At 68.4% G+C, this 2,772-nt stretch carries 1 protein-coding gene and 2 pseudogenes; 2 read left to right on the forward strand and 1 reads right to left on the reverse strand.

Annotated elements, in window-relative coordinates; all coding sequences use genetic code 11:
• Positions 1-75: 75 nt before the first annotated feature.
• Positions 76-617: pseudogene (locus KUM49_RS37075) on the forward strand (transposase); the annotation flags it as partial.
• A gap of 33 nt (positions 618-650) precedes the next feature.
• Here KUM49_RS37075 and KUM49_RS37080 read toward each other — a convergent pair.
• Entirely contained in the window at positions 651-1,886 is a 1,236-nt protein-coding gene (locus KUM49_RS37080) for an IS110 family transposase (RefSeq protein WP_217241371.1), read from the reverse strand.
• Between the two features lie 403 nt (positions 1,887-2,289).
• Between KUM49_RS37080 and KUM49_RS37085 the strand changes: the two are divergent.
• Positions 2,290-2,751 (forward strand): annotated as a pseudogene (locus tag KUM49_RS37085) (IS5 family transposase); the annotation flags it as partial.
• Between the last annotated feature and the right edge of the window lie 21 nt (positions 2,752-2,772).

A 2,772-nucleotide genomic window follows, 5' to 3' on the forward strand; every position in this document is an offset into this window, starting at 1 on the left:
TAGGGCCTGTGTGATGTCGTGATCATCTTTCCGATCCGATCCGTTCGACGGGTGGAGTCGGGTAGAAAGTCGGTCGTGACGCGCAGGCAACTCACCGACGAGCAGTGGAAGTTGATCGAGCCGTACCTGTCGATAGGTGAGTACGGCCCGTATCCCGAGCGGCTGCGGGATCAGTTCGAGGGGGTGATCTGGCGGTTCAGGACAAGCGCGCAGTGGCGTGAGATGCCGGGCGAGTTCGGGCCCTGGCCGACCGTCTACGGACGTTTCCGGGTCTGGCGGGACACCGGTGTCTTCACCGCCCTGCTGGAGGGCCTGATCGCTGAGGCCGCCCGTCAGGGCAGGGTGGACTTGCCGCTGGTCAGCGTGGACTCCACGACCGTCCGCGCTCACCACGACGCCGCCGGGATGCTCATCGGCGCGGACGTCATGGAGGCTCTTGAGGAAGCCGCCGCAGAGCAGGAGAAGGCCCGGCAAAAGGGGGACGCGAGGCGGAACAGAACGGGCGGGACGGCGGAAACGGGCCCGATCGGGAAGAGCGCCGACGCGTCCGCCGACGACGAAGGCTCCGCCTCAGGGAAGCCCTGCTCGGAAGGTCACGCGGCGGGCTGACCAGCAAGACATCTCATGTCGCTAGAGGTCAACTTCGTTGGTCAGGCCGCGAGTGCGACGGGCGGGGGGAAGGCCCGTTCGGGGTCGTAGGTCGTGCGGTTTTGCAGGCAGTGGTAGAGACAGCCCAGGAGCTTGTTGAACAGGTTTCGCAGGGCTGCGGTGTGCCGTTCGCTGCCGGCGCGTCGGCGGTCGTAGTGCTCACGGGGTTCCGCTGAGCGGAGGGCGGCGAAGGCCCACATGTAGCCCACGGAGGCCAAGCGTTGATTCTTGACAGCCCTGGCGACCACGACATGGCTGCGGCCTGAGGCCCGTGTCACGGGTGCCGCGCCGGCGTATGCCTTCAGGGCCCGGGCATCGGCGAACCGGTCTCGGTCGTCGCCGACCTCGGCCAGGACGCGGGCTCCGGACATGACTGACAGGCCGGGAAAGCTGGTGATGATCTCCGCGTCCGGGTGGGTGAGGAACGCCTCCTCAGTGGCCGCCGCGAGGTCGTCCACGCTGCGGCAGGCCGCGTCGAGTTGCTGGACGAGGGCCTGGGTCTGCTTGCCCATGGCCTGCTCGACCTGCGGCAGCTGGTGCAGATGCTCTCTGCGGAAGACCTCGCGGAGCCGCTCGGCTTCGGCCTCGATCCCGCGTCGCAGCCGTCCGGCCCGCTTCAGAAATGCCCGCAGCTGGCTCCGGGTGAGCCGGGCCGCTGCCGCTGGGGTGGGCGCCGCGGCCAGAACTGCGCGGGCGTGGGCTGAGTCGAGTCCCAGGGTGCCGTTGCCGTGGAACGAGGCGAGGGCGGCCGGGTAGTACTCGCGCAGGTGGGAACGGAGCCGGTTGGCCATCTGGGTCTTGTCCCAGATCGCGTCTTGGTGGGCTCGGGCCAGAACGGCGACAGCCTGGGCGAGCTCGCTGTCGGCGGGAAGAGGGCGGTGGGCGGCCATGTCGGTGCGCAGGATATTGGCCAGGACTCGGGCATCAGCCGCGTCCGATTTGGCGCGGGCGACGCTGCTGCGGTCGCGGTAGCGTGCGGCGGCGAGCGGGTTGATGGCGTAGATCTTCCGGCCGGTCGCGCGCAGGCATGCGACCAGCAGGCCGCGGGGGGTCTCGATGGCCACCGGTATGGGGTGTTCCGGGGTGTCGCCGTGGCGGGCGAGCAGTTCCAAGAGGGCGTGGAATCCGGCGCTGTCGTCGCTGATGCGCACCTTGGCCAGCTGGGTACCGTCCTGGTCCACCAGGGCGATGTCGTGGTGGTTCTCGGCCCAGTCGATGCCGCGGAAGACCTTGCTCAACCTCGTTCTCCCGTCCGCGTACTGTGTGAATGTGCTGGTCAGCTCCGTGCGGAGCACGCGGCGCTCTAATAGAAGTGCTCGGGGCACGCCATCTCATGAGCCGTTCGTGTCTCCAGCGACCGTCAGGGACCTCGGTCTGTTGGAGAGCTCTACGGCTCGCGAACTGCTGAGAGGTCGGCCCCTGACGGCGGGCTGGGGACATGAAACCTGGTGGGTTCCGCCGGGCGGGGCGCGGTCTTGCTGAAGGGATCGCGTCCCCGGCTCCACCTTGGGCCTCCGCCCGGCGGCGCGGTGGTGTGAGCCGGTCTGACCTGAGGGATCCAGTCCCGGAACGGCGGCAGGCTTCCACTCCACACTGCGGGCCCTTGCACTCACGTGCTCGGGCTCACTGCTGAGCTATTAGATTCACCTCGCTGCCGACCGCGGGCGTCGGCCTGTGTCGTTCGTTGTGACCGCCGGGCAGGCCGCGGACCGCCCGCAGTTCATCCCCGTGCTGAAGAAGATCCGCGTCCGCCTGCCGGTCGGCCGACCCCGCACCCGGCCGGGCGCGGTCGCCGCGGACAAGGCCTACTCGTCCCGCGCCAACCGCGCCTACCTGCGCAAACGCCATATCAAGGCAGTCATCCCGGAGAAGAAGGACCAGGCCGCCAACCGCAAGAAGAAGGGCAGCCGAGGCGGCAGGCCCGTCAGTCACGACGCCGACCTCTACAAGGAACGAAACGCCGTCGAGCGCCTGATCAACCGGCTGAAGGACTGGCGCGGCATCGCCACACGCTTCGACAAGACGCCCGAGAGCTACCTCGCCGGCCTCGAACTCCGCGCCTCGATGATCTGGCTCGAAGAACTGTTGCGAACAGCCGATTGATCACGACATCACACAGGGCCT

Source organism: Streptomyces sp. AC555_RSS877, assembly GCF_019049245.1.
GTDB lineage: Bacteria > Actinomycetota > Actinomycetes > Streptomycetales > Streptomycetaceae > Streptomyces.